This window comes from Legionella sp. 16cNR16C (genome assembly GCF_021297775.1).
GTDB classification, from domain to species: domain Bacteria; phylum Pseudomonadota; class Gammaproteobacteria; order Legionellales; family Legionellaceae; genus Legionella_C; species Legionella_C quinlivanii_A.
Genome location: NZ_JAJTMX010000003.1, coordinates 1,238,975 through 1,262,490, shown reverse-complemented (window position 1 = coordinate 1,262,490; position 23,516 = coordinate 1,238,975). Strand labels below are relative to the sequence as shown.

The following is a 23,516-nucleotide window of genomic DNA, read 5'->3' as shown; positions in this document are numbered from 1 at the left end:
TCGCAATTGACCAGCCGCCTCACAGGAGTGATTAAACAATATGCTGTGCACCAGAAAGAATTTGTTTAACACTTCCCTGTCGTTATTGCTTCTTCTTATATCATTAGTAATGCCAGGCTGCGTCAACTATTCAGGGATCCGTAATAAACAGACACTGGCCACTCCAGCTACATTTCAAACAAAAAAATCACTGCCTGAAAAAAATGGCCAATGGCCTGATTTATGTTGGGCCAGGCAGTTTGGCGACCCACAACTGCCGTTACTAATTGCCGAAGCTTTAAGAGATAACCCTCAGATTCAGGCGGCTGGCGCCCGGGTGGATAAGGCACGTGCTTTGGCGTCGGGCCAAAACTCAAGCCTGTTGCCGCATGTGGACTTTCTGGGAGTCCCTGCCCTTGAGCGATTCAGCGCCAACAGCTATTTTCCGCCACCATTTGGAGGCAGATGGTTTAGTCAGGGGCAAGTGCAATTCAACTTCTCTTATGATTTGGATTTCTGGGGCAAAAATCTTTCACTGCTCTCGCAAGCCTTATCTCAGGAAAAAGCCAGCGAGGCTGCCCTGCAAGCCTCTCGTCTGATGATCGCTACGTCGGTGGCAACCACTTATAATGAGCTCGCCTATGAATTTGCATTGAGAGATGTGCTGCTTCGAACCGTACAACAACGAAAATCCTTAACTGCAGTCACCCGCAGGCGAGTGGATAATGGTCTTGATACCGATACGCAGCTCTTTCAGGCACAAACCCAGGAAGCAACAGCCAGAACGCTGCTGGTGAATGTTGACGGTCAATTATTGATTACAAGACAGCAATTAGGCATTCTGCTGGGAGCAGGTCCGGATCGCGGTTTAAGCATTACGCGTCCGCAATTAAAAGCCTCGGTTGCTCCAAAGCTTCCCAGCAATTTACCGCTGGGATTGCTCGGCAGGAGGCCGGATATTGTAGCCGCACGCTGGCAGGCAGAAGCCGCCTTATACGGTGTAAAGCATGTCAAAGCCAAATTTTATCCGGATGTGAATTTGCTTGCCAATTATGGCTATCTGTCTTTGGGATTAGACAAGTTATTCAGTAACGCCAGTAAAGCGGTTCTGGTGCAAGCGGCAATCAGCCTGCCTGTTTTTGATGCGGGTGCTTTACGCGCTGAGTTGCGCGAACAATATGCCAGTCTCGATGAATCGATCGCTAATTATAATGATACCTTAAATCAGGCGTTTGGCGATGTCGCCAAACAATTGGCTTCCATAAACTATATTGAAAAACAACTCCATGAACAACAGCTTGCATTAATTTCGGCAGAAAAAGCCTATACTCTTTCCCGCAAACAGTATAGCGTAGGTTTAACCTCGCAACTGGTTGTTTTAGATACGGAAACCCGTTATCTGCAGGAACAACAGCAGCGATTGCAATTGGCTCGTACGCGCCGCGATTTGCAAATTGCCCTGATCAAAGCCCTCGGGGGAGGATTCAATGAATGTTATTTAAGCACTCCAAGAACCACTGCTACCCCTCACTGTCATTTAAATAAGGTGTTACATGGATAAGAACGACAATCCGTTATCTGATATTGATCCGGTGCCTCCTTCAAAAACCAGGCAGAAACGCTTGCTCATTTCGCTGACAAGCCTGTTTGTCCTGCTTGCAGTCGCCTACCTGATTTATTGGTGGGTCGATTTACGCTTTTTTGTTTACACCGATAATGCCTACGTCAGTGGTAACATCATTCCCGTCACTTCACAGATCGCGGGTAACGTCATGGACGTGAATGTTGATAACACTGAACTCGTGAAAGTCAATCAGCCCATCATTGTACTGGACCCCACCGACACCTGGCTTGCTTTGCAGGCAGCAAAGGCCAATCTGGCCCTGACTCTTCGCCAGACACAACAGATTTATATTAGCGACAATGGCCTGCAGGCGATCGTTAAATCCCGGCAATCCGATTTGCAGAAAGCAGAAAAGGATTTGAAGCGGCGCGAAGCGGTGATCTCGCTTGGCGGCGTTTCAAAAGAAGATTTAAATCATGCACGTGAAGATTATATTGCCGCCCAGGCCGCACTAACAACGGCTCAGGCCAATTGGGAAGCTAACAGAAGCCTCACTCAAAATACCACATTAATAAAACACCCACAGGTTCTGCAGGCGATAGCAACACTAAGAAAAGCCTATCTTGACTACCTGCGAACCAGTATTCGCGCTTCTGCAACCGGTATTATTTCAAAACGCTCGGTACAGGTTGGAGAGCGTATTTCCCCGGGGCAGGTGCTCATGGCAATAGTACCTCTTGAGGATATCTGGGTGGATGCCAATTTTAAGGAAAAACAGCTTCGTGATGTGCGCATTGGACAACCGGCAACCGTTACAGCAGATATTTACGGCTCCTCTGTGGTGTATCATGGACGCGTGGTTGGATTTTCACCAGGAACCGGAAGCGCTTTTGCTCTTTTGCCTGCACAAAATGCCACGGGAAACTGGATTAAGGTGGTCCAGCGCTTGCCAGTACGTATAGTTCTTAACCCGGATGAAGTCAGAACCCATCCTTTAATGATCGGCTTATCAATGGAAGTGACTGTTGATACTCATAAGCAAAAGGGGCAACCCATGGAAGTCTACAAAGCCAGTTATAGAACCCCAATCTTCGATAATATGGAAAAACGGGCTGAGCGATTAATCAAGCGTATTATTCAGGAAAACATCGTTCAACCAAACCAAGCTAAGCCTGTAAATCACTTAAGTCAATCCAATGAATAATCCATCAGGAATGAAGTGCCTGTCAGGCGGTCGTCTGGTTTTGGCAACCATTGCCGTGGCTTTGGCTACTTTTATGATTGTTCTTGACTCCTCGATTGCCAATGTGGCTATTCCAACTATAGCGGGTGATCTCGGTGTTTCTGTGGATGAAGGCACCTGGGTCATCACCCTGTTTGCGGCCGCCAATGCGATTTCCATTCCGCTCACCGGCTGGCTAACCCAGCGCTTTGGTCAGATTCGCCTGTTCGTGGTTGCCATTTTGCTATTCGTATTCGCCTCCTTTTTATGCGGATTTGCTGAAACCCTGCCTATGCTGTTAGCCGCTCGCGTACTGCAAGGATTGGTGGCGGGGCCGCTCATTCCTTTGTCGCAGGCTATTTTGCTCAGCTCCTATCCGAAAGAAAAAAGCTCATTTGCCTTAGCCCTTTGGGGTATGACCGCGACGGTTGGCCCTATTGCCGGCCCCAGTTTAGGCGGCTGGATTACAGACAGTTACAGCTGGTCATGGATTTTTAATATTAATGTTCCGATTGGCTTGTTCGCTGCAGGCGTTACCTGGCTTATTTACCGCAAGCGTGAAACGCCGACCACAAAGAGTCCTATTGACAAAACAGGGCTGATTTTACTGATTATATGGGTAGGCGCCTTGCAAATTATGCTGGATAAAGGAAAGGATCTCGATTGGTTTAACTCGCCTGTTATCTTAAGTCTGGGGTTAATTGCTTTCATTTCATTCTGTTATTTTCTGGTCTGGGAACTAACTATTCCCAATCCGGTCATTGATTTACGTTTATTCACGCTGCGAAATTTTAGCAATGGCACTATCGCCATCAGTGTCGCTTATGGGGTGTTCTTTGGCAACCTGGTTTTACTGCCGCAGTGGATGCAGCAAGACCTGGGCTATCCTTCATTGAATTCGGGTCTGGTAATGGCTCCACTGGGTGTATTCGCAGTGATTTTAGCCCCTCTGATAGGCAAGTTTCTGCCCAAAATCGATCCGCGCAGGGTAGTAACGATGTCCTTTATTCTGTTTAGCTTCGTTTTTTTTCTGCGTTCTTTCTATACCACGGATGTAGATACCTGGGCATTGGTTATCCCTACTCTGCTGCAGGGAATTCCAATGGCGATGTTTTTTATTCCATTGACGGTCATTATTCTTTCCGGATTGCCGCAGGAACGAATTCCGGCAGCGGCTGGAGTATCCAATTTTGTGCGGATTTTTTTCGGCGCAATCGGTACATCAATCGCAACCACGGTTTGGAACAACAGATCTATCCTGCACCATTCTCAGCTCAATGAGCATGCCACGGCCTATACCCCTAACTTCATTGAGTTTTTATCTCAGGTGAAAACCATTTTGCCTATTGATGAAGAACAACGCTACGCCCTTTTTAATCGAATCCTTTCCACACAGGCTGATATGCTGGGTCTGAATGATGTGTTCTGGATTTCTTCCATCATTTTCCTGTGTTTGATTCCATTAGTCTGGTTAACCCGGCCTGTTGGTGGAGGTGCCTCTGCTTCAGCAGCAGCGGGTGCGCATTAGGATGAGCATGAGATTTCACTTATTCAAAAAGCGCCCTCTCCCCAACCCTCTCCCAGAGGGAGAGGGGGCAATTAGGTACATTATTAACCCCCTCCCGCGCCAGGAACTTTGATAGTATGCTGACGCCTTCCGGGAGAGGGTTGGGGAGAGGGAAATGAACAAATCCAGGCTAAAACAACGAGCTGCAATTTACGTAAAAACAGCACCGATGCCGAGAGGCATCTTTGGTATTATCTCCGAGCGAACAGACTTGGATTTAAATTCAAGAGGCAAGCTCCAATAGGTACATACATCGTCGATTTTCTCTGCTTTGAAAAACGATTGGTTATCGAACTTGATGGCGGTCAGCACATGGACAGTCAGATTTATGATATCAAGCGCACTGATTGGTTACGAGCACAAGGATTTAGGGTATTTCGTTTTTGGAATAATGAGGTGTTTCAGCAAACAGAATCTGTTCTCGAAGTCATAACATCTGCATAACTTTTCAGTACAACATCTCCACCGCAATCACAAAAAGAATAATCGCCCCAAGCACGTTAAAAACCGCCGATAATCGCTGTGGTGCTTTTTTGGCAATTCCCATCCCGATTATAGTCATAATGAAGGCCCAGGCGCAGATTGAAAGCAGATAAGGCCATAAGGCTTTTCCCGAGAGTCCTACACTGACGCCCACTGCAAGCGCATCGAGGCTGGTCGCAACGGCAACGACCAATAATTTAAAAAATCCATGAAACTTGTCAGCAGAAACTGCTTCATTTCTATTTTTATATTCAATAAATCCTTCATATAACATGTGCAGGGAAACGGCTGAAAGTAATATAAATCCAATCCAGCGAGCAACAGGACCCAGTACCAGGATAATTTGTTCACCGGCAATAGCGCCAATGAGGGCGGCGATTAACTCTGCGCCAGCAGACAATGACGCAAAATTCATAGCATCTCGGGTCTGATGGGGCTTGAGGCCCATTGCGAGAGCTGCCGAAAATGAATCAATACTTAGTATCAAACCTAATAACAGAACTTCAACAATACTTATCATTTATATCCCACATTCTTTTGATGTCATCCCAGGCCGGACCTGTTCACTTACATGACATTATTTCACAAAGTCTTTCAATGAAGTCTAATTGGCGAAAGAATTATCAGCGATCTGGCTATATTTTGTCAGATTATTCGGATCAGCTAAGGTTTGCATAGACGGTATAAAAAACAAAAGGTTTCTGAATGGGGCAATTGTTGGTAATTCTGTCCGGGATTTCTTCCGAACTATTTGCAGATCATCGAAATTTTTGTCAGGCAAACTACCCAGAGAATCACTATTTTCTTTATCCTCCGATGAGTACAGATTTTTAGCCGAATCTCTCGTTGGAGTTGATAGCTCACTACTAAAAGTGGCCGTTGACTCCAAATCATTGGTTTTTCGTTTATTCTGCAGGAGTAACGCATTATCAAAAACTTGTAGCTCCTGTTTAAAACCCTGCTTAATCGAAGTATTCTCAGGGTCTTTATTAGTTACAGGGTTCATTAATAGGACCCAATCCCCTATAAACTTTGCAAGATAAGTCGGATTCGGTTTAACACTTGAACTTTCAAGTAGCCCAATCACTTCGAGATAAGGACATCCTTTAAGGTAATTTAGCAAATCATCACCGGGTTTATGATGCTTTTGATTATTGATATTAATAGCGATAAAGCCACCAGGACTCAGCCCTTTGATTGCCTGTTGCACCAGTACAAAAAGGAATTTATTCAACCAATTTTCATAAACTGGATATCTGATATGCGATTGATTTTCACCTGGATATTTCTCCAAATCGAAGTAAGGGGGGGATGTAAGCATGAGCTGATTCGGCTGATTTTGAGGACAAAGCTCTTCCTGAGTACAATCCTCCATAGGTTTGGCATGAATGTATACATCAAAGCCCGCTGGCCTAAACTGATCAACCATATTAGAGTACCCTTCCTTTAAATTAGGATTGGGATCAGTAGCAACATAACGCTTCAATCCAATCGCACTCGCTGCAAATGCCCCAATCAACCGGTCTCCCCATCCGCCACACAAATCAAGAAAAGAAGTTACCGATGTATTGTACTTATTCTTTAAAAGCTGTACGAGAACGCCAACTTTTTTTGGGTTAAATTGATTAGCCCCCCAATTACGAACCAATTTTAATCGTACTTTGGAGGCAGAAACAGCTAAATTAATTTGAAAGTTGTAATGGTCTTCTCTCTTCCTTGCCTTCATTGTTTTAAGCCGTATTAAGGCAGAAAACACGGAGACCATGAATTCTTCTGTCCAGGCTTTAGATGGAGATGTGTATTCGCGTTTATTTTTAAGCGATTTACGTGCGCCATTACTAGTTGACAATCGCTGGTTTTGCATAAAGTAATTAGATGCAATATCTCCCTGCAACCTAATCCTGAAGGCGTTGTGTAAATCCAGTTTTCGATTGTCTTTTTTTACTTCGGCAATCAATTGTTCAAAATCAATCTTCGCTTCTTCAAATGTAATTGGGGCATAGGGAAAAGGTATATTTGAATACCGTATTTCTTTAACTAATCGAATCGCTATACATTGCGACATAAGAAATTCAAGACAATCCAGTTTTAACGTTCTGAATGTTTTATCTTTATCAGCATATTTGTCATTAAAGTATGTTTCAAGCAGTCGCAATTTTTCTACCAAGTAGTGATGTGGTATAATAGTTTCATTAGTAAAAAATTGAAAATTATCCAAATGCAAGATACCAAAAAGTAACTGGTATAATTTGGAATTGGACTTAACTTCATCGACGTCAATTACAAAATCCTCCCAGTTAACTTTTCTCAAGTTTTGTTTGAGATAAACAAGTCTCGGTAGCTTCTCAAACTGAAACTCGTGTTTTGGATCAAAACTTGTTTCCTCGGAAAACACTTCAACAATTGTAGATATCTCATTTAGAAAAACTTTTCCTGTTTGTTGAACACGATGTACTTTTGATTTCAAAATACTAACCTTGCAATAAGTTAACAATAATGGTCAAAATGTATCATATTTGGTTTTAAATGTAAAATTATTGATCAACTTAAGTGATTGAATTTGCTATTGCCGGTGGTCAGGGGGGAGAAGATATCCTTTTAACCTTCTTTGACACAGTGCTCCCGGCAGAATAGCCAGAAGCACCTGGAGCTTGTTATACCCGCTTCATTACTTCAGTGGCCACATCGGATTTAATATCGTCTATCCGACGGTGAGCGATAGTTTCATTGCCCAGACCCTGTCTTGAGAAGCGAACTTTAACATCGTTCAGCCTGGAGCTGAAAAATACACCCTGATAACCATCTGAAAAATGTTTGGGTAAGTTCATGTTAAATTCCAGACGAAGGTCCCTTAAAGCCTCAACAACTGTTTTCTTTGCAGCGGTCATCAGCCGGTTTTTCATTGCATCGTCAAATGCCGGGCTATACCAGTCCTTAGATTCAGGAGCATCAATTTTGATAAATGATTCCGGCTGTGCATGCCCCAGTATTGAGGGAAGCCAGTTTTTATCCACAAACTGTTCTTTTGAACCAATTTTTTGCTGACAAAAATTACGCTGCAATACACTAACGCCCGTTCCATCATTCGCTTTTCTTTCCATGATGGTTAATTGTCTATCACGGACTACCAAGCCGTCAAACTCCTGGGTAAACTTGCCATCCGGAGAGCTCACCTCAAATGATTTGTAGAGGATTGCTGACAACTCAATCACATAATCATAAATGCTGCGTGTGAGCAAATCATCCTGTTGTGGCGCGGCTTCCTGATCGTCAATCTCCTTTCCTTTATCACGGGGATCCAGAGCAGGTGTTGCCGGTGGCAGATGATTCATCATCGCATCAGTTATATTTTCAAGCGTTTCCTGCTCATCATACTCTTCAAATATAAACTTCACTGGACGTACATCTTCACCTTTAGGAGGCTCATATTTCAAGGGTGAAAGCGTTTTGAAATTACCCAGATTATTAAGCCAGTGCTGCAAGCTCTCTAAATCTTCATCGCTTGCCTGAGCTTCTTCATGTAATTTGACATAAAAATCCTGATAAGCGCGGTAATCTATATCTTCAATTTCGCGCTCTACACTAAGCCTGCTTGAATCAATAAGAACTGATAGCTTGTTCATGTAGGAAACTAACTCAATCGCCAGCTCGTTTTGTTTGATTGATGCGTTAAGAAGTTCGTGTTTATACTCCTGCTCTTTTCCGGCCCGAGCTTTCTCAGACTGTTCTCTCTGCGCTTGCTCACGATTTTTAATTTCGAGACTAAGGGAACGGCGCATTTCTGAAAAACTCTGTGTTTTGGACTTCTCAATAATCAGGTTAAAGAAAAATGCGTAGTGATCGTCTGAAGCTATCTTTTTAAGTTCTGCACCAGCCTCTGCGCTCAGACTCACATAATCGTCCATTGCCTTTTCATAAGCAGCGGTTATTTCCTCTCTGACAGCTTTTTGATTATGTGCTGGCAGATTTTTTTTGCTGGTTTCTAATTTCAGGCATTGATCTCCGTATTCCTTCACTGCTTCGGGAAGGGGCGGCAATTGCAGAACAGGCTCGACTCGCTTACGAATTGAATCCAGCGCTCTCATGGCTAATTTCAACTCGGCGTCATTTTTCTCAAAATGGGCAGTTTCTACTTGCAGAGCAAGCTGATCTGATTCAGCCAGCCTTTTTATGCTGTTTTCAATAGAAGGAATTATTGCAGTCATCCTGTCTATCTTATGATTAATTACCAAAGATAAGGAAAATAGTAAATTTTGCTCGTCGGTTTTTGCTTCGCTGGTCAATAAACTGGCGTAAAGATTTTTCAATTCGTTGCGGATAATAGCCTGGCCTTGCGATTGCAGCGCATCAATATCAACCGCCAACTGTCGCTCAAGTTCCACAGTTCCGTGCTGGGCAAGCACATCATTCCAGTCATGGTCTATTTGTACAGGTTCTTTGACGATAACGCGATAACCTGCCCCTTCAAATAGTTCCAGAGCTTTTTGAAAATCATTGCTTGCAGACGAACCAGGCTGGTCATGATCTTTGAGCAGGATAATCGTGGTATCTCTGGAGTAATGCGTTCTGATATAGCTCAGTGTCGCAGGTAATTCGGTTACTCCAAGCGAGGCCAAAATACTGTATTGCTCACGAATAGCGGGAATTGCTGCAATACTGGCGGCCGTCTCAATTCCTTCGGCAATAAACACAGCATCCTGATTTTCAACCTCATTAATTACCGCTGCCTTGCCTGGTAAAGCTGCCTTTACCGGACCCAAATACATTTTGCAGTAATAACTTTTATCCGCATCAGCAGGCATCGCTTTGTTGCCTTCGGCATCGAGTTGAACAATCTGCAGACCAATGAGTTCGTCTTTCAGATTAAAAACAGGCGCAATAAGGTAATCATCAAAGCCGTATTGATCCAGCTTTGGGATTCCCAGTTTGCCTTGCACATACTTAAACTGTAAGCGGCTGGCAACACTAGCAGGAATTTTTCTGGTTGATACCAGATAGCTTTCAGCGGGTGTTCCTGTGATTGGCGTTCCTCGGTTCCATAAACTTTGGGCCAAACGAATACTTGCAAGGTTTCTTGATTCGTTATCAATATTGCTTACAGTGTTCTTAGATTTCATTTACCACTCCTCATCGTTCAATCAATAAAACAATTGTACTTATTTTGAGCAGCTGTGAGAATATACCAATCTGGAAAGAAGTTTTTTCTATCCTGGAATTGCATTTCACATCAGTAAGCAATGAAAGGAATAGAACGAACAAATTTTATACAAATTTGTGATATAGTTAATTGTGAGTCTATCAATCGATAAAGGATTGCAAGCTGTGTCATCTGATAATCCCAGGAATTTATTTCGCAAAGAAGCCCTCTCCCATCTCTCAGTTCCTGAGCAATTAAATCATGCAATTGTAATAACCGGCAGCAAATCCTGGATTTTATTAGGCAGTTTGAGCCTGCTTGCACTGGGTATTGCACTCTGGTCCATTTTTGGAACGATCAGCACCCGGGTTGAAGGCCAGGGCATTATCCTCCCTAATAATGAAGGACTTTACAATGCTGCCGCACCTGCCGGTGAAGCTTATGTCAGTGATTTACTGGTCAAACTGGGAGATTCAGTGACAAGCGGTCAGCTGCTGGCTACACTGAGTAATCCCGCTTTAAAAGAGCAAATTGCAACCCAGCAGCAAACACTCTCTCTTATCGAGCAAAAATATCAGAATCTGTTGAAAGAGGCGCAAGCGGCTACCAAAAACCGGCACCAGCAGGTTATAAAACAGAATGACTATTTACAAAATGTCATTAAACAGCAGAGTGAAAATTTAATTTATGCCCAGGAATTATTGGAAATTCGCAAAGCTGCGTTCAAAAAAGGCCTGATCACCAAGCAGGAAGTGGTTGCCAGCTGGCAGCAGTTTTATGATACAAAGAAAAATATCGAAACGACTAAAAAAGAGTTATTACAAAATGATATGAACGAGAAAGCCTATCTCGAAGAATGGCAGGAAAAAATCCGTGCACTGGATTTAAAAATCAAGGACAAAAAGCAGGAACTCGATGTATTGAAATCTCAATATGAAACAGGCCTGCATGTATACAGTCCAACGAAGGGAACAGTGACTAATATCCAGGTGCAGCTTGGCGATATGGTCAAAGACGGCATGCCGGTTATGAGTATCGCACCCTCGCCAGAACAGCTTGAGGTCATTGCCTATGTTCCTGCGGATCAGGGTAAAAAAATTACAACCGGAATGAAGGCGTTAATTACCCCAACGGTGATTAAAAAAGAAGAATACGGCAGTATACTCGGTAAAGTGCAGTATGTGTCACCCTATCCCAGTAATTCAGACAGCATGAAGGCTGTTCTGAAAAACACTGAACTGGTGCAGCATCTCACTGAAAAAAACCTTCCCATTGAAATCAGAATTTTATTGGAAAAAGACCCTGAGACGCTTAGCGGTTTTCAATGGACCTCTGCCTCAGGCCCTCCGCAGATCATCACCGCCGGAACAATGGTAGAAATCAATATTATTGTTCGCAAGCAAGCGCCGCTGACTTTGTTTCTGCCCGCTTTGAAACAATTAATCGGAAGTGATTAGAATGAAGCGCGCAAAAACCCCTACCATATTGCAAATGGAAGCTACCGAATGCGGAGCAGCAGCTTTGGCGATTATACTCGCCTATTATGGACGGCATATTCCTCTGGAAAAAATGCGGGTTGACTGTGGCGTATCACGCGACGGTTGCAATGCAAGCATGATGCTAACCGCAGCCCGCCAGCATGGCTTAACTGCTCAGGCGGCTAAAGTAGATTCTATAGCCAGCCTGCAGGAGCTGAAAGCCCCCGTTATTTTATTCTGGGAATTTAATCACTTCGTAGTTCTTGAAGGAATTTCCAAAGAAAAGATTTATATTAACGATCCCGCCTGCGGCCCAAGAACTGTCAGCTATCAGCAATTTGATCAAGCCTTTACCGGTGTACTGTTATTGTTATCACCAGGCACTGACTTCATGGCTCATGGCAGACCTGCCTCCCTTTATTCGGCCTTAAGAAATCGTCTGCAAGGTCTGGAGAAAGAATTGTTTTTTGTCTTTATCGCCAGTCTCGCTTTAGTCGTACCTAACCTGATGATTACGGCATTGGCCAAGGTTTTTATCGATAATATTCTGGTCGAAAAATTAAACTCCTGGATACTGCCTTTTTTTAGCGTTTTTCTGGTTATGATTGTATCAATCGTTTTATTAAGCAGCCTGCAAAATTATTTCCTGTTGTTGATAAAACTAAAATTAACGCTGATTAGTACGATTGGTTTTCTATGGCGGATTATGTATCTTCCCATTCAGTTTTTTCAACAGCGTTTTGCCGGCGATATCACAGAGAGGGTTTCTGCCAATGATCGAATTGCCAATCTCTTATCCAGTGAAGTAATGGCTTCTCTGGTCAGTCTGGTAACTATTGCTTTGTATGCTACGATCATGTGTATTCTAAGCTGGCCACTGGCTCTGCTTGCTTTTACCGCTATGGGCTTCAGCCTTCTTGTCTATCGTCAGGTACGCCGCCAATTCGCAGATGTCAGCCGTAATTTTTTACAAAAAAATGGAAAGTTGCTTGGTTTGCAGATGCAGGGGCTTGGTTTAATAGAGGATTTAAAAGCCAATGGCCGGGAGAATGATTTTTTTCAGCGCTGGGCGTCGGCACATGCGGAAATTATTTCATTACAGCAAAAACAGGCTATTTATAATCAAATATTAACCGTCATCCCTGCCTGTACCCAGTTAATCGCTTATTCGATTATTACCGGATTAGGCAGTTGGCAGATTATTAATGGGCAATTAACCATTGGCAGTCTGATAGCCTTTCAGATGCTCTGGTATCAGTTTTTCGCACCACTGCAAACCCTGCTTGGCTTGGGGGGAGAGTTACAAAAAATCAGGGGCGATTTGGCGCGTCTGGATGACATTCAGAATCACGATCTCGATCCGCGTTTTAATATAATCTCTGGCGAACACTGCCCGGAAGCGTCCATTCGATTGGATTCGGTATGCTTTGCTTATACTGCGAACAAACCCATGTTAAAGGAGTTGAAACTCTTTATTCCTGCCGGGGAAATGATTGCGATACTAGGTAAATCTGGCGAAGGAAAATCCACCATCGCCCGCTTAATCACCGGCTTATATCAGCCTACAAGGGGTAGCATTCATATTGGCGGCACTGTGTTATCGCAGATAAGCCCGGAAATCTCCGCCCGATTAATCGCTTATGTCGAGCAGGATGTTTTCCTTTTCCCGGGAACAATCAGAGAAAATATTTCGTTCTGGAACCCGGCGATTAGTGATCTGGCCATCGAAAAAGCGCTCCATGACGCCTGTATCTATGAGGAAATTATGCAGCGCGGCGGTCTGGATTATGTGGTTTCGGAAAATGGCGTGAATTTTAGCGGTGGTCAGCGGCATCGAATTGAAATTGCAAGGGCACTGGCCCAGAACAGTAAAATTCTTATTCTGGACGAGGCAACGTCCAATCTTGAAGCGGAAACTGAAAAACGTATTCTTAAGAATATTCACGAAAAAGGCTTAACTACTTTAATTATTACTCATCGGGAAAGTGCTCTTGAATATTGCAGGCAAATTTACAAACTTGAACAAGGCTCATTGATTCCTATTGATAAAGAGTTGATATGACTGATCATAATAGACTGGATATTTCAGAAATTCTGGTATTGCTGGAAAACAAAGAAGCCGAAACCGCTCAGCACGATTTTTTGACTGTTTGCGCCATCGTAGCCAACAGTGCCAACATAAAACTTAAGTTTCCGGCACAGACTGGCGATGAAAGCAAAACCAGGTTTGATTTACTGTCTGAAATAGCCAATCTTTCACAATTTCGTTTTCGTGAAATTCAGTTACCTGAAGAATGGTGGAAATATGATAATGGTCCATTGCTGGCGTTTACGGTAGAAGGAAATGCCTGTGCACTAATACCCACAGGCAGGGGTTATCAATTGCATATTCCGGGGCAGGAGGCTTTAGCGATTGAAGAAAAAAATGCAGCGATGGTATTGAATCAGGTCTTCTATTTTTATAAGCCGCTGGCCGGCGGCAAGATAGGTGTGAAAGAGGTGCTTCAGTATATCTATCAGCAAAGCGGTTCCGATCTCAAACGCTTGTTGCTGGTACAGATTGTATTAGCCGCCCTCGCCTTGATTATTCCGCTGGGTACGGGCTATTTATTTTCTGTAGCGATTCCTTTTGCCGATATCTCGGCTATAACCCAGGTGATTATCGCTTTTATAATAAATGCCTTTATAACTGCCAGTTTACAACTCGTAGAAATAATCAGTTTATTTCGCATCAAATTAAAAGCCAATGCTAATATACAGGCAGCTATCTGGGATCGCGTCCTTCGATTTCCGGCGAATTTTTTTAGCCGCTTTCAGATTGGTGATTTAAGCAATCGTATTTCGTCCATCGATATCATCCAGCAGGAATTAACTCTTAGCCTGCTTGTCTCGCTTTCAAATACTTTGGTTTTCGTTTTCAGTTTGATTCTTCTATGTTACCTTCTGCCAGTTTTCAGCCTTTTGCTTATTCTTTTTCTGGTGATAGCAAGTTCTATTTCCTTCTTTATCACCCTGAAGCAATTGCGTTTTCTGCGTGGTTATTTTCATGTCAGCGGTGAAAATCAATCTTTATTGTTACAGATTTTTACGAGCATCAATAAGATACGCGGTGCCCATCGTGAAGAGTTAATTCTCAATCTTTGGCTGCGTAAATTCATTGAAAAAATGACCCTTTTTTTTAAAAGCAGTAAATTGACTGTAATTGATAAAATTATTAATCTGGCTTTCAGTTTATTGAGTACTTTTTTTCTTTATCTTTTTGTGGTGAACATGGACAGCTCACTAAATTTAGGCCTTTTTATTTTATATAACGCGGCATTCTCACAACTGTTCATTGCATTCATCGGCCTCTGGAATAGCATCAATCAAATGGTGAGGATCATTCCTGTATTTGAACGAACCAAGCCTGTCTTTCAGACTGAAACCGAGAACTATCGAAAAGAAAATTGTAAGCTCAATCTTAAAGGTTCTCTTGAATTACGTGATATTCAATTTAAATACAGTAAAAATGAGGGCGTTATATGCGACGATTTGTCCTTTAAAATGGAGCAAGGTGAATACGTCGGCATTCTGGGAAAATCAGGCGTCGGCAAATCAACCCTGCTGCGTTTACTTCTCGGATTTGAAAAACCTCAAAAAGGCCAGGTTTTATTTGATGATATGGAGTTATGCCGTTTGAATTTACAGCATTTACGCAGCCAGCTCGGGGTAATTTTGCAAACCAGTGCCTTAATGCCTGGCAGTATTCTCAGCAATATTATCGGCATTAATTCAAGCCTGACAGAAGAAGATGCCTGGCGAGCAGCTCAGCTGGCAAATATTGCCAGCGATATAGAAAAAATGCCAATGGGGATGCGGACCGTAATTACCGATCGCAGCGGTGCTGTATCCCTGGGCCAACGGCAGCGTATTTTAATTGCCCGCGCTTTAGCCAAAAAACCACGGGTTTTGATTTTGGATGAAGCAATGAGCGGCATGGATGATGAAACATTAAGCCTGCTCAAACACTGTGTTGAATCCCTGAGCATAAGCCGTTTGGTAATAACCCATCGCCCCGAGTTTTTAAGCGGAGCCGATACAATTTATATTTTTGAGAAAGGACAACTTCATAATGCAGGAAGATTTGAGGAATTATGCAGCTCGCAGGCATTTAACAAATTCAGGGTGTTAAAGGCCAGTTAAGACAACCGGCCTTATCTTTCTCGATACTTAGGGGTTGATGCCCACTGGAACAATATTAACGCCAGGAATGTCATTACCGGGAATTTGCCCGATTACTTTTGCGAAAACTGCACCAGTTTGCAAGGCAGCGGTTACCTCGACCGTTCCACCATTATTGGTTAGTTGATAATTAATGCCAGGACTTGGGGCTCCGCCACAAATAACTTCAACATCCTTGTCTTCCAAGAGAGAAATACTCATTGCTCGATCTCCAAAAAGACAATTTGCTTTTAAAGTATAGATTGAAGAATGATAATTACCTGCTGCTGTAACATTTAGTTACAAAAATTAATAGATAATTCATCCTGACGCCCAATCTATAGTCCTTGCGAACGAAGTGATCCAGATCGAAGCCTGAATAAAGTTACAATTGCTTCGCTAACGCTCGCAAAGACGGTTTTTTCTGCACCCTCTTCTAGGGATTAATAGGATTAAATTCTGGCTCAGGAAGGGTCAGCAATCCCGCTAATTCCTGTTGTCGCAAACGGAATAAATTCTCCAGGGTGTCGCGGTCTTTTTTTGCATTACAAGCTTGAGTCCAGGGCATAAACAAAGCACCGACAGCACTCTCGCCGCGAACAATACTTAAATCCTGGCCAAGGAAGGCAAATAATCGGCTTATATTAATATCCCCTTCATCCTCAAAATAACTGAGATATTGCAAAGGCGGCCTTGTGCTTGTCTTTATCCCTGAATCTGGCACTTGTCCCCAAAGAGGATCCTGGCGAAATATTTCTAATAAAAGATGTCGCGGCGCGTTTCTTTGTTTCAGACCCACCTCATTAAACGATTGCGTTAAAACATCCTCTTGTATCTGCCCTGTTTCGGAATGATTTTTATGTATTTCTTCACAAATGAGCAAATACTGATCATAAGCATTCAGGAGCGGTCCTATGTCATATAATTCGTTTTGCTCTTCGTTTTGCCGTTTAAACAATTCCAGACGCCTGGGATCCTCTTTTATCAGCTCATAAAACATCGACCACATATGGCTGTCATAATTTTTAAACGCCAGTTTTAATGGACTGATATACTCAGGACACACCTCTTGATAAATTGCTTTGTATTTCTCACCAGTTATCGGAAGAATTAGCTGATTCTCAGAGTCATAAATCACATGCTTAAACATCAACTCCGGATTGACTTTAATTATCTTCTCAACACCGTCGTAATCCGATTCGGCAACCAGTTCGATCAGCCGATAACTGTCTGTTGCCTTATATTGTCTCTCAAAGCATTTAAATTGTTCAGTCAAATCGGGTTCTACTACTTGCTTAAATAGCGCTAGCATACGTTGGTTATTGGTTTCCAGAGCATATCGGAGAGGACTGGTATACAGAACGCAATGCTCTTTTTGAGAAAGGGTAAACCGATAATTAACAGACCGAAATATCGCAGAGGGACAGGAGTGAACAATTTTATCAGCGCGAACATAATCACCAAGCTCAAAACAATGAAGCAGTTCATAAACATGGCCAACAGAGTTTTCACCCTGACTATTCGCTCTGAAGAACCCAAACCATTGACAACTTCTGCTTAAACTATGCGCCGCATCCCAATCCAGAGGTGTATTGATTAAAAATGACTCCAGAGGCAGCTGCAGTAATGGGGAAATAGCTTCATCCACCACTTCTGTTTGTTTTTCAATCAAATCATTCATAATTCAGTGCTGAATAGCTTGCCGAATCTAAGTTAGGCTCAATTGTATATTAAACTGTCATCCTCGTGAAAGCGGGCGTTGCTGCGCAATAGAATTAATCACCTAGCCTGTCGTCTTTGCGAACGAAGTGAAGCAAGATCGGAACTTGAACAAACCCAGGATCTGCTTCGCTAGCGCTCGCAAAGACGTTTTTTTGTTCATCTATCTTATTTACGTAACTACCCCTCAGGAATGACAAAAAAGTTTCCAGAAAGAATTACGGTCAATTTAAACTATGGAATCGATAACATCCGCAAAATATGACGGTGCTTCTGTCCTCGCATACCAGGCAAGGACGAGTTTATTCTCATAATACTGACCTGAGTTCAGAGTGATTAATTGTTCTTTCTCCAGAAAAGGCTGACAAAGTTCGGCTGATAAAACGCCATAACCATAGCCCTCAGTAAATAAACAGAGCAGTGATTCGTTAATATTCACAAAATGACGTTCTGATTGAGTATATTCAAGCAGATTATAGTGTTTCAGATAATTGAGCGTCATAGGATCTGACTCATCAAAGTCGATAATTCGCTCTGTTTGCAGAATATCTTTCAGATCACGTCCAGCCCAGGCCGCTGTAGCCACCAGGACATAACGCTCTGGCTGAATAGCTTTTACTTGCATTTCTTTAAAAAGATGCTGTGGTTCAATAATTACAAAATGACTACTGCCCGTTTGCAGCGAGGCAATTCTCTGCTCAGAATCATTAATGTGGAAGGTAATAAGTAAGTGAGGATATTTTTTTAATAAAGGCCGACAGGCAGGAATTATCCGTGAGGACATGATACTGGTGGGGCCGCTAATGCACAGTCGAACAGTCGACTCCACCCCGGCTCCATGAATATTCGATAAGGCAATGCCTTCGAGTTCGGACGAAGCCTGGCAATAACGGAGCAAAGCCTCTCCTTCTGAGGTCAGCAACACACCATGATGGCTGCGTATAAACAGGGTTGTCCGTAATCTGGTTTCCAAAGCACGTATACGTTGAGTAACAGCGGTCTGGCTTAAGTGCACCGCTTTGGCTGCCGCATGCATACTTTTATGCTGGGCAACAGCAACGAATACCTGTAATTGAGGATCCAGTAACTTCATTTATCCTTTCTCGAAAATAATGTCTTTAAGCCTGCTATCCCGAATAAAATTCATCCCTCTTGTATTCGGTAGAATATGTTTTCCAATTTCTACCAAATAAAACTGCTCCAGGCCAGGAATAATATATTTCACACAATGAAATCCACTATCAAGTTCAGCAAGATTAGTCTTATAAATAGAAAAATTCTGCTTGCGAATACTTTGAATAATGGTCTCTAATTGCTGGTTTAGCGAAGAAGCTCCCTTATAATCAGGAAGCGAATCAAAATGCTTTATTTGAAATTGAGCTGACAGACTGGCAATATCCGCCTTCGCACATTGGGCCAATAATGGTTTTTCTGCGAGATTACTTAGGGTTTTCTGCTGATTTTCCAGCAAGTGATCATTAAATAAATGCAAAGGCTGTAAAGATTCCAACAGCGCACGCTCCAAAGCATAGTCCTTATAAAGCGAAGTACCACAACCAATGGGTTGAATAGGCATCGATTGTTTAGTCAGGCTGACCAGAACGCTTGGGATACCTATGTCGCTGGTGATATCCACGAGAAGAAGTTCCTCCTTATATTCCTGCTCAATCTGATTGATCATTTCTTTTAAATACTCAGGCACTGAGTTTTTGTCGATGATAGAAACAGCCCCCTGCAATAGAAACGCCTGAATGAGGAACAAAGAGTAAGCGTCACGCTCTATCCCTTCATTCAGGGCATGAATACTGGCCTCCTCCTCATTGGTTCCCGAAGCGATGCCCGAATCACAGGCCTGCCAGGAATAAGGCTCATAATTAAATGTATCCTTGGCAGCCGGACTTTTGGCATAGCGCGGATCGATTAAATACAATGGGTAATACAGTATTTCACCAGTTGAAATTTCCTCAAATCTGGCAAAGGGCATTTCGACTGTTTCCTGATATATTGGAGGAGCTAACAGTTGATGCGTTTTCAAGGGATTTGCAATCAGAGGATCACTTAAGGAAAAATAATTATTCTGATGTTTTTGACAAAAATCGAACACCGCATAATGTTCAAGTGCCTCAAAACAGGCGCTTACCATCGATTGAATCCCGATTCCTTTACCGCAACCATAAAAAATGGAATGGGATTGATCATCAATTAATTTGCAATGAGAGGTTTTAATCTCAGTGCCATATTGCTGGAAATCCGCCTGTAAATTCAATAGATTAAGCGTTGACTTTGCTTTTTCCAAAGCCATTTGGGATGGCATTTGCCTTTCATAATTCATTTAAAATACTCCTTGCCCGCTCCTTAATCGCCACACATTTTGCATCGCGTATTAGACTGAAATTTTCAAGTTCGGGAATTAAGGTATAAGTAATCGCCACACCGGTGGATGACTGGTAAAGATCAGCGATATAAATATTCGCATGACAGGCCTCTAGACGTTCGACCATCAATTGAATTTGCTGACTCAAGTTGTTCGGCAAACAATAGGAAGGAATCTCATCCCAATCCATCTCTACACTGATTTTATTATCCACCAGCACTTGCAGATCGCCGATCATCGCCTTTAACAGCAAAGGACTATTCTCAAAAAATCTGGCATTCTGCTCACGATAAGCCCTGGCATTGTCATTAAATCGCTCTTTATACTGTACTGATTCATACAGGGCTTGTTTCAATGCCGCCTCTTTGGAAAGTGAAGCGCCAAACCCCTGTGGTTGCAGCAGCATTGTCTGCCGGGTAAAACTGACAACGAAGGCTGGAATAGAATTATCGCTTGTGATATCCATCACCAATATATTCTCATCATAATGCTGCTCAATAGCCGCCATGATTTCGGTGATGGATGGAGGCAAGGTATTCTTTCGGATCACCCTTGCTGGAACTGGATTGTGATGAAGCACTGTTTTTAACAGAAACAAAGAATAGGCATCCCGCTCTACCCATTGATTAATACCGTGAATGATTGCCTCTTCGCGGGTCGCACCAATAGCAAGCCCGATATCATTACTAAGTGAAGCGATGTGCTCATCAATAAAAGTATAAATTAAAGCCAATGGGTAATATAGGCTGCTTTTATTGTTGAGATGGTGCAATTTAACCCAGGGATAAGGTTTTTTCTGGTAGCTTTCTTCCAGTAAAAGTTTGGGCATTAGTTGATGCTTAGTCAGAAAACTCGTGGATGGCGAATTCGCGGTGGAAAATAAATACTGGTTGAGTAAATTATTTTTATACAGACGGATGCCAATTGATTTTTCTAATGATTCAAACAAGGCTTTTACTTTAGCCTGTGGCTCGCTGCCGCTTGCTCCGCCCAGAGAGGATAGTTTCAACTGATTGTTATTGGCAGCACAAAGATAAGTGCTTAAATGAATCCTCTCATGTTTCAAATTGCCTATACATTGAAAAGCCGGCGTAATCTGATTTTTCTCGGCTTCATCAAGGCCAATTAATAATGCATCATCGAGGTTGTAAGCGCGCTGTTCAACCTGTAAATTATTCATAATAACTTCCTTATTTCCCGTGAGCCTGGCTTACGGACGAACTCCCATTAAATTAAGAATTAGTAGGTTGGGCCCTTGGCCTAACGAACGGGTCGCACTCCAGAACTCAATGTTGGGCCAAGGGCCCAACCTACACGCAAGTGCACCACCCGGGAAAATTTAATTTGCAGCTTTCAATCAACCGTATCAGGATTTAACAATTCCTCGAGCTCTTTATACTTTTCCATATCAAACTCGCCGTAACCAGGACCCGCAAATTTTGTCCGTCCATAGTCTTTATCCAGGGTTTTATAAACGGTGATCGTTTCTAAATTACTATTGTTTTCAAATGCGTCCATTATATTCTCCTTATTGTTTTTTATGTCGCCCGAGAATAATAAGCAAATCAGAACGCTTACTAATAATGAAAAGAATCAATTACGTGATAAGAGATTTTGATTAGTCAATCACCGAACTCCGAGCAAAGTAAATCTATTCCCGAGAGTCTTCATCAAACTGTGTCATGCCATGCCATGCCCTGTGAGTAAGGACACAGTTTAATGGCTATGCTAAGCTCTAGTGATAAAAGCCGGAGAAAGCAGTGTTTCGTCCACTAATTGATGATTGTATTGACTGCATCATTTTTATCGCCGCTGGGTATGCGCTTGTAGAAATTTTTCATTATTCAGTCACAGAACAGTGGTCGGTAGTGGGTGCGGCAAATCAAAGTTTTTTATTAGTAGCTATTATGCAAGCTCTGTTTTCATTAACGGCAGGAACCCGCTTTGATAAAATCCTGGTGCAAGAGGCCATTCAAAGTCCTTTCATTTCTACCAGAAATTTAAGAATATTTCGTTGCTCTTTGTATATGTTCTGTATTCTTTTAAAAAGCAATTTAAAATCCGGCATTTTGGCACCTCGCTATCGTAAAAAAGTGGGTACAATTAACTTTCCTAAATACGCCACATTATCCGATAAAGTGATCTCCTTTTTTTATGTGTTTTTTACCTGGCTGTTTATTATTTTATTTCTTTTCTGGGGCCTCATAGAAAATCCAGGCTTCTCCTACGAACATGGTAAATCCTATTATATGGATAAATGGTGGCAGGAAACAAAAGCTCCATTTTAGGAATCTGGCGGACTGGCTTTCTCTCCTTCCCGCTGCAGCCTGATAGATTTTGCAGCCGATTTGTCAGACAGCCGCAGTATATGCCGTCAAACAATCGCCTGCTTCGTTATTGAAAGACGCGCCTCTGGAATCCCAGAATCCGTAATATCCACCTGTAATCCAATGCGTTACAAGATTTTTTATCCCCACTGTCAATATTGAAAATAAAACATTTAAAAATCGTATACCGGCCCCATCCCTGTGCTCAGCAATTGTATTCTGCCGGTTTTCTTCATTATAGCGTTCGGCAAATTGATTAATACGGCTATTGTTATCAATACCAGGACCACAGACGTGCAAAGACTCATACAACTCATAGACCGCTTTGTATTTATTGATCAGCTTATCATCCGAACATCGGTTTTGCGCAACTAAAGTAGCGGGTAATGGATAATCAATAAACAGGCCGTTAACATTCATCTTATTTAATAGATGCTGCATGTATTTTTCGCATGCTTTGTTCAGTTTCGTAAGCATCACAACTGATTCAGCGGTATTGTGCTCGGGAGTCATCGACGATAAGAAAAAACCTGGAGCCGTTACTTTTTTAGCCTGCTCAAAAACGTATTTTCCTTTTTGGGGGTGGAGAGGCTGGGTGATAGATTTTTCTACTCTATGCCGCAAATCCTGTTCCATTCTATGCGCTATGCAATTGGTTGCAGGATTAAAAATCCTGAATTCTTTGTTACTTCCCACATGATATTCAAGTAACATATTCAGAATATCCATCCCCCAAGAATGCATGCAGGCATCTTCCGGATTACTAATCACATCAGAGAGCCGCACATTTCTATGAGGGAAAGGGGTATAATAACCCCGCTCAATCATTGACTTATAATCCAACTGCTCCCTCAGATTGCCCACTGTGGGTATCCATTTAGCTGGAAAATACAAGTAATTTCCATCGCGATTGCGCATTTTATAAACTGTTCTGTTAGTAATGAATAAAGAATAAAGCGCATCTCGTTCTTCAACTGGAAGATCAGCCACTTCCTGGTAAAACTCTGCAAGCCTCGGGCTATGATTGGCTTGAATTATATTTAATAAAGTACCTTTTCCAGCCTTCTCATCCTGAATATTTAACACCTCTTCTACATAAGTTTTTAACAACTGTATCAAGTGAGGATATTGGTCCAAAATATAGGCATTATAATGAACGGCATTTTCTTCAAAATGTATCGCTGCCTTAAACTCGGGAATCTGATTCAGAATATCCTGTCTTGTCATTGGATCGGTCAAACGACAATAATGACCTGATTTAAGCTGTTCCTGAAGATCGGAGAAAAGATAAACCCTTTTACCTCCATCAGCATCAGTAATTAAAACCAACTCGTCTTCACCAAACTCATGTAAACTTTTGAAGTCTGTAAAACTGATACAATCCGCATTCCGGATCTCATTCTCTTCAAATAGTCTGCCATAGCGATCTTTCATTAACTCACTCTGCCCAAATAGATCAAAATATG

At 42.4% G+C, this 23,516-nt stretch carries 17 protein-coding genes and 1 pseudogene; 8 read left to right on the top strand and 10 right to left on the bottom strand.

The genetic code is table 11. The annotated features are described in order from the left end of the window. Positions 1-40 precede the first annotated feature (40 nt). From LXA66_RS15690 to LXA66_RS15675, 4 genes and pseudogenes are all read left to right on the top strand, one after another. On the top strand, positions 41-1,540 hold the full coding sequence (locus tag LXA66_RS15690) for an efflux transporter outer membrane subunit (protein WP_255665401.1): 1,500 nt from the start codon (positions 41-43) through the stop codon (positions 1,538-1,540). Then, entirely contained in the window at positions 1,533-2,747 is a 1,215-nt protein-coding gene (locus LXA66_RS15685) for an HlyD family efflux transporter periplasmic adaptor subunit (RefSeq protein ID WP_233013912.1), read from the top strand. Before LXA66_RS15690 ends, LXA66_RS15685 begins: the two co-directional genes overlap by 8 nt. Continuing rightward, a complete protein-coding gene (locus tag LXA66_RS15680) occupies positions 2,740-4,293 on the top strand; it encodes a DHA2 family efflux MFS transporter permease subunit (RefSeq protein WP_112219197.1) in 1,554 nt (517 codons plus the stop codon). Before LXA66_RS15685 ends, LXA66_RS15680 begins: the two co-directional genes overlap by 8 nt. Positions 4,294-4,447: 154 nt before the next feature. Then, positions 4,448-4,776, top strand: a pseudogene (locus tag LXA66_RS15675) (endonuclease domain-containing protein). Positions 4,777-4,780: 4 nt separating this feature from the next. Here the strand turns inward: LXA66_RS15675 and LXA66_RS15670 are convergent. The 3 genes from LXA66_RS15670 to LXA66_RS15660 all read right to left on the bottom strand — a co-directional run bounded on the left by LXA66_RS15670 (position 4,781) and on the right by LXA66_RS15660 (position 9,932). Next, positions 4,781-5,335 (bottom strand): manganese efflux pump, encoded by a 555-nt coding sequence (locus LXA66_RS15670; protein ID WP_233013911.1) that lies wholly within the window; start codon positions 5,333-5,335, stop codon positions 4,781-4,783. Between the two features lie 84 nt (positions 5,336-5,419). Further along, positions 5,420-7,282 (bottom strand): site-specific DNA-methyltransferase, encoded by a 1,863-nt coding sequence (locus LXA66_RS15665; protein ID WP_233013910.1) that lies wholly within the window; start codon positions 7,280-7,282, stop codon positions 5,420-5,422. 187 nt (positions 7,283-7,469) lie between these two features. After that, positions 7,470-9,932: a toprim domain-containing protein gene (locus tag LXA66_RS15660; protein WP_233013909.1), complete on the bottom strand. Its 2,463-nt coding sequence runs from the start codon at positions 9,930-9,932 to the stop codon at positions 7,470-7,472. Between the two features lie 205 nt (positions 9,933-10,137). On the opposite strand from LXA66_RS15660, the gene LXA66_RS15655 reads away from it, so the two are divergent. Genes LXA66_RS15655 through LXA66_RS15645 form a run of 3 tightly spaced genes read left to right on the top strand, consistent with a single transcriptional unit; the run spans position 10,138 to position 15,612 of the window. Then, positions 10,138-11,409 (top strand): NHLP bacteriocin system secretion protein, encoded by a 1,272-nt coding sequence (locus LXA66_RS15655; RefSeq protein WP_233013908.1) that lies wholly within the window; start codon positions 10,138-10,140, stop codon positions 11,407-11,409. Position 11,410: 1 nt separating this feature from the next. Continuing rightward, positions 11,411-13,492, top strand: coding sequence for a cysteine peptidase family C39 domain-containing protein (locus LXA66_RS15650; RefSeq protein ID WP_233013907.1), 2,082 nt, complete (start codon positions 11,411-11,413; stop codon positions 13,490-13,492). Continuing rightward, entirely contained in the window at positions 13,489-15,612 is a 2,124-nt protein-coding gene (locus tag LXA66_RS15645; protein WP_233013906.1) for an ATP-binding cassette domain-containing protein, read from the top strand. The genes LXA66_RS15650 and LXA66_RS15645 overlap by 4 nt, the downstream gene beginning before the upstream one ends. Positions 15,613-15,639: 27 nt before the next feature. Here the strand turns inward: LXA66_RS15645 and LXA66_RS15640 are convergent, their stop codons facing one another. The 6 genes from LXA66_RS15640 to LXA66_RS15615 all read right to left on the bottom strand — a co-directional run bounded on the left by LXA66_RS15640 (position 15,640) and on the right by LXA66_RS15615 (position 21,241). Continuing rightward, positions 15,640-15,852 (bottom strand): hypothetical protein, encoded by a 213-nt coding sequence (locus tag LXA66_RS15640; RefSeq protein WP_233013905.1) that lies wholly within the window; start codon positions 15,850-15,852, stop codon positions 15,640-15,642. A gap of 214 nt (positions 15,853-16,066) precedes the next feature. Then, on the bottom strand, positions 16,067-17,311 hold the full coding sequence (locus LXA66_RS15635; RefSeq protein WP_233013904.1) for a hypothetical protein: 1,245 nt from the start codon (positions 17,309-17,311) through the stop codon (positions 16,067-16,069). A gap of 267 nt (positions 17,312-17,578) precedes the next feature. Then, positions 17,579-18,442, bottom strand: a complete 864-nt coding sequence (locus LXA66_RS15630) for a LysR family transcriptional regulator (RefSeq protein ID WP_233013903.1) — start codon at positions 18,440-18,442, stop codon at positions 17,579-17,581. Beyond that, the gene (locus LXA66_RS15625; RefSeq protein WP_233013902.1) at positions 18,443-19,681 is read right to left on the bottom strand and encodes a YcaO-like family protein; all 1,239 of its coding nucleotides are present in this window, start codon (positions 19,679-19,681) and stop codon (positions 18,443-18,445) included. Beyond that, positions 19,671-20,903, bottom strand: a complete 1,233-nt coding sequence (locus LXA66_RS15620) for a YcaO-like family protein (protein WP_233013900.1) — start codon at positions 20,901-20,903, stop codon at positions 19,671-19,673. Before LXA66_RS15620 ends, LXA66_RS15625 begins: the two co-directional genes overlap by 11 nt. A gap of 173 nt (positions 20,904-21,076) precedes the next feature. Then, positions 21,077-21,241: a hypothetical protein gene (locus tag LXA66_RS15615; RefSeq protein ID WP_233013898.1), complete on the bottom strand. Its 165-nt coding sequence runs from the start codon at positions 21,239-21,241 to the stop codon at positions 21,077-21,079. Between the two features lie 242 nt (positions 21,242-21,483). On the opposite strand from LXA66_RS15615, the gene LXA66_RS15610 reads away from it, so the two are divergent. Then, a complete protein-coding gene (locus tag LXA66_RS15610; RefSeq protein WP_233013896.1) occupies positions 21,484-22,011 on the top strand; it encodes a hypothetical protein in 528 nt (175 codons plus the stop codon). Positions 22,012-22,074: 63 nt separating this feature from the next. Here LXA66_RS15610 and LXA66_RS15605 read toward each other — a convergent pair whose 3' ends face one another. After that, positions 22,075-23,484, bottom strand: coding sequence for a hypothetical protein (locus LXA66_RS15605; protein ID WP_233013895.1), 1,410 nt, complete (start codon positions 23,482-23,484; stop codon positions 22,075-22,077). Positions 23,485-23,516: the final 32 nt, after the last annotated feature.

Coding starts and splice junctions, on each gene's coding strand:
- LXA66_RS15605 (WP_233013895.1), bottom strand. CDS start 23,484: ATGAAAGATCGCTATGGCAGACTATTTGAAGAGAATGAGATCCGGAAT.
- LXA66_RS15660 (WP_233013909.1), bottom strand. CDS start 9,932: ATGAAATCTAAGAACACTGTAAGCAATATTGATAACGAATCAAGAAAC.
- LXA66_RS15690 (WP_255665401.1), top strand. CDS start 41: ATGCTGTGCACCAGAAAGAATTTGTTTAACACTTCCCTGTCGTTATTG.
- LXA66_RS15645 (WP_233013906.1), top strand. CDS start 13,489: ATGACTGATCATAATAGACTGGATATTTCAGAAATTCTGGTATTGCTG.
- LXA66_RS15670 (WP_233013911.1), bottom strand. CDS start 5,335: ATGATAAGTATTGTTGAAGTTCTGTTATTAGGTTTGATACTAAGTATT.
- LXA66_RS15680 (WP_112219197.1), top strand. CDS start 2,740: ATGAATAATCCATCAGGAATGAAGTGCCTGTCAGGCGGTCGTCTGGTT.
- LXA66_RS15635 (WP_233013904.1), bottom strand. CDS start 17,311: ATGAATGATTTGATTGAAAAACAAACAGAAGTGGTGGATGAAGCTATT.
- LXA66_RS15640 (WP_233013905.1), bottom strand. CDS start 15,852: ATGAGTATTTCTCTCTTGGAAGACAAGGATGTTGAAGTTATTTGTGGC.
- LXA66_RS15650 (WP_233013907.1), top strand. CDS start 11,411: ATGAAGCGCGCAAAAACCCCTACCATATTGCAAATGGAAGCTACCGAA.
- LXA66_RS15615 (WP_233013898.1), bottom strand. CDS start 21,241: ATGGACGCATTTGAAAACAATAGTAATTTAGAAACGATCACCGTTTAT.
- LXA66_RS15685 (WP_233013912.1), top strand. CDS start 1,533: ATGGATAAGAACGACAATCCGTTATCTGATATTGATCCGGTGCCTCCT.
- LXA66_RS15620 (WP_233013900.1), bottom strand. CDS start 20,903: ATGAATAATTTACAGGTTGAACAGCGCGCTTACAACCTCGATGATGCA.
- LXA66_RS15630 (WP_233013903.1), bottom strand. CDS start 18,442: ATGAAGTTACTGGATCCTCAATTACAGGTATTCGTTGCTGTTGCCCAG.
- LXA66_RS15625 (WP_233013902.1), bottom strand. CDS start 19,681: ATGAATTATGAAAGGCAAATGCCATCCCAAATGGCTTTGGAAAAAGCA.